The 3957-nt window shown below is 63.8% G+C and carries 4 protein-coding genes; 3 read left to right on the top strand and 1 reads right to left on the bottom strand.

Annotated features, from left to right (window positions below):
- From WCB02_RS08475 to WCB02_RS08485, 3 genes are all read left to right on the top strand, one after another.
- The coding region (locus WCB02_RS08475) for an ABC transporter substrate-binding protein (RefSeq protein ID WP_423957479.1) at positions 1–1158 on the top strand (1158 nt) is incomplete at its 5' end.
- A gap of 50 nt (positions 1159–1208) precedes the next feature.
- Positions 1209–2099: a carbohydrate ABC transporter permease gene (locus WCB02_RS08480; RefSeq protein ID WP_423957480.1), complete on the top strand. Its 891-nt coding sequence runs from the start codon at positions 1209–1211 to the stop codon at positions 2097–2099.
- The gene (locus WCB02_RS08485; RefSeq protein WP_423957481.1) at positions 2096–2923 is read left to right on the top strand and encodes a carbohydrate ABC transporter permease; all 828 of its coding nucleotides are present in this window, start codon (positions 2096–2098) and stop codon (positions 2921–2923) included. The genes WCB02_RS08480 and WCB02_RS08485 overlap by 4 nt, the downstream gene beginning before the upstream one ends.
- Before the next feature lie 261 nt (positions 2924–3184).
- On the opposite strand, the gene WCB02_RS08490 is transcribed toward WCB02_RS08485, so the two are convergent.
- Positions 3185–3957: CHAD domain-containing protein (locus WCB02_RS08490; protein WP_423957483.1), on the bottom strand; the 773-nt coding region annotated here is incomplete at its 5' end.

The following is a 3957-nucleotide window of genomic DNA, read 5'->3' on the forward strand; positions in this document are numbered from 1 at the left end:
GTCGACGGCTATGCTGCGGACTTCACCAAGGCGCATCCCGACATCACCGTGAAGCCGGTCTATACCGGCAGCTATCAGGATTCGATCGTCAAGGCGATGACGGCGGCCAAGGCGGGCAATGCCCCTGATATCGCGATCCTGCTCTCGACCGACATGTTCACCTTGATCGACGACGACCTGATCGAGCCCTACGACGCGATCGCGACCTCGGAAAGCGACCATGCCTGGATCAAGTCGTTCTATCCGGCGTTCATGGAAAACAGCCAGGCCGGCGGCCACACCTGGGGCATTCCGTTTCAGCGCTCGACCATCGTGCAGTACTGGAACAAGGATGCCTTCAGGGCCGCAGGCCTCGATCCCGACAAGCCGCCGGCCAATTGGGAGGAGATGGTCTCGCTCGGCAAGAGGCTGACCAAGCGCGATGCCTCCGGCGCGGTCACGCAATGGGGCCTGGAAATCCCGTCCTCCGGCTTTCCCTATTGGCTGTTTCAGGCCTTGACCACGCAGAACGGCGCCATCCTCGCCAATCAGGACGGCACCAAGGTGGCCTACAACGATCCCAAGGTGATCGAGGCGGCGCAATTCTTCGCCGACCTCAGCCAGAAAGATGGAGTGATGCCGAAGGGTATCATCGACTGGGGCACCACCCCGAAGGATTTCTTCGAGGGCAAGACCGCGATGATGTGGACCACCACCGGCAACCTGACCAATGTCCGCACCAACGCCAAATTCGCCTTCGGCGTGGCGGCACTGCCGTCGAAAGCGCGCGGTGGTTCGCCGACCGGCGGCGGCAACATCTATCTCTTCAAGGGCACCGACAAGGCGAAGCTGGCAGCGGCGCTGGAATTCGCCCGCTTCCTGACGACCGCCAAGCGTGCCGCCGATTGGGGCATCGCCACCGGCTACGTCGCCACGCGGCCGGATGCCTGGGAGACGGACGCGATGAAGACATACGCCGCCGCCTTTCCGCCCGCCATCGTCGCGCGCGACCAGCTCAAGGACGCGGTCGCCGAGCTCTCGACGCACGACAATCAGCGCGTCACCAAGGTGCTCAACGATGCCTTGCAGGCGATCCTGACCGGCACCAAACAGGCCAAGCCGGCCCTCGATGAGGCCGAGGCCGAAGCGACGCGCATCCTCGCCAGCTATCAGCACTGATGCGATTGCGCCGGCTTGCATTCTTCAAGCGGTCGGCGCATCTCGCGGCAATGCCGGAACGGAACCTACCGCGATTGAACGTCCACCTGCAGGGCTGGCTGCTGGCGCTGCCGGCCGTCGCGCTGCTCGCGACGTTCACACACATACCCGCGGTCGCAACAATCATCGACAGCCTGTTCTCGACCCCGCATGGGCGGCGACCGGCCGTCTTCATAGGGCTCGATCAATACCGCACCATGCTGGCCGACCCGATCTTCTGGCTGGCGCTGAAGAACAACCTGCTCTACGCCCTGATCACGGTGCCCGCGGCAATCGCGCTGGCGCTCGGCATGGCGCTCTGGGTCCAGGGCAACATCAAGGGGCGCGCCGCGCTGCGGCTCGCCTTCTTCACCCCGACCATCCTGCCGATGGTCGCCGCCGCCAATATCTGGCTGTTCTTCTACACGCCCGATTACGGCCTGCTTGATCAGATCGGTCGCGGCTTCGGCCTTGCCAGCATCAACTGGCTCGGCAACCCCGCGACCGTGCTGCCGGCGCTGATGGCGGTGACGATCTGGAAGGAGGCGGGTTTCTTCATGGTGTTCTTCCTGGCGGCGCTGCAGCAGGTGCCGCCGGTGCTCTACGAGGCCGCGCGCATGGAAAATGCCGGAAGGTGGCTGATGTTCCGGCGCATCACCTGGCCGCTGGTGATGCCGACAACGCTGTTCGTCGCGATCAACGCCCTGATCAACGCGTTTCGCGTCGTCGATCAGGTGATCGCGATGACCGGCGGCGGCCCGAACAATGCGACCACGTTGCTGTTGTTCTACATCTACCAGGTCGCCTTCAGCTTCTGGGACACCGGTTATGCGGCAGCGCTGTCGACCGTGCTGCTGTCGGTGCTGGCGGCGATCGCGCTATTGCAGTTCTTTCTGCTCGACCGCAGGATTCACTACCGATGAGGGGCGGATCCATCTCCGATCGGCTGACAAGCCTCGCCTCGACGGTCGCGGCCTGGCTGTTCGGGCTGCTGTGGGCGTTGCCGCTGCTATACGCGATCTGGGCCGCGTTTCACGCCGCTTCGTTCGCGACCAATTTCGATCTGCTGGCGCCGCCGACCTTGGCGAATTTCGAGCGCGCCTGGAGTGCTGCGCCGTTTGCGCGCTACTTCCTCAACACCGTGCTGCTGGTCTCCGGCATCATGATCGCGCAATTTTTGATCTGCACGTTGGCGGCGTTCGGGCTGGCGCGTTGGACATTCTTCGGCAGCGATGTGCTGTTCGCGCTGATCCTGGTCCAGCTCATGGTGACGCCCGACGTGCTGATCATGGAGAACTACCGCACGCTGCAGGCGTTCGGCCTGATCGATACGCTGAACGGGGTGGGGCTGCCCTATGTCGCCTCCGCCTTCGGCATCTTCCTGCTGCGGCAGACCTTCAAGTCGATCCCGAAAGAGCTCGACGACGCGGCGCGGATGGAAGGCGCCAACACGCTGCAGACGATCTGGCGGGTCTACCTGCCGCTGGCCCGCCCGGTCTATGTCGCCTATGGCCTGGTCTCGGTCAGCTATCACTGGAATAATTTCCTGTGGCCATTGATCGTGACAAATTCTGTCGAAACCAGGCCGCTGACAGTCGGCCTGCAGGTGTTCGCCTCGGTCGATCAGGGCATCGACTGGTCGGTGATCTCAGCCGCCGCGCTGATGACGTCGGTGCCGCTGATGCTCGCGTTCCTGCTGTTCCAGCGCGCCTTCATCCAAAGCTTTTTGCGCGCAGGGATTCGTTAGCCTGTAGCCAATTCGCGGGGCGTAATCCGTCGCATGCTCCGTCATTGCGAGAAGCCTTGCGACGAGCAATCCATTCCTTCTTCCAGCGGCCCCGTGCCCCGCTGCATCCGCAATGACGATTCCGTAAGGATGGGCAAGGGCGTTCCTGCGCCGTGCCGACCGTCTCTCCCCGGGTTCATCGTGAATGGTGGGCACGCCATCGGTCCGCGCGTCGCGCGAGCCGCTGGCTGTGCCTACCCTACGGCACCGTGGATGCGGCAACTACGTTCCGACCGGCGTTTCCGCCGCCGGTTGCGCGACGCCGCTTCGCTTCGGCTGTGTCCAGAACGGCTTGGCGTGCGCGAAATGCGCATAGGCCTTGTGCGCGCGATCGCGCAGATGCTGCACCTGCGCCTGCTGGTCCCCGATGATCAGCCCGGCGGCAAAGGCACGATGACGGTTCTGCTCGTCCGTCAGACCTTTGGCGGGACTGGCGATGATATCTGAAAACAGGGCCTTGTGGGTCACGATGTCATTGAGCCGGCCCAGGGCGCCCTGCAACTGCGTCAACGATGTCCGGGTCTTCTTGTACTGCTTGGCGGATTTCCGGCCGCGATACACGCCGGAGACGAACTCGGCCGCGTAGCGGGCCTTTTTCACCTGAATGCGCAGCGCGTGCAGCTCTTCCGGATTGAGCTCATTCATCTGCGCGCCGCGCCGCCTGATCTTCTTGCAGCGCCGTGAGAGCTGCTCGGCGGCATAGATTTCAATTGGGGTCTCACGCCGGGCACGCATCGCCGCGTCTTCGGACGTGCTCCAGGGGCCGGCCTCGATCCATTCCGCGGTATCGAGCACGAGCGTCCGGAAGCGCGCCGATTGCAAGGCCGCTTCCGCCTGCCGATAGCCATTGAGACGCTTGCGCGCGAACATGTTGCTGATGCTGGCGAGCCCTGCTTCGCCGGCATGCTGCCTGCGCAGCGGCTTGATCACCTCGAACAACAACGTGTCGATATCGCGCGCCGGGCCCAATTCGCGGGCGAGCCAGCGCAATTCGG

The organism is Bradyrhizobium sp. (assembly GCF_049581145.1).
GTDB lineage: Bacteria > Pseudomonadota > Alphaproteobacteria > Rhizobiales > Xanthobacteraceae > Bradyrhizobium.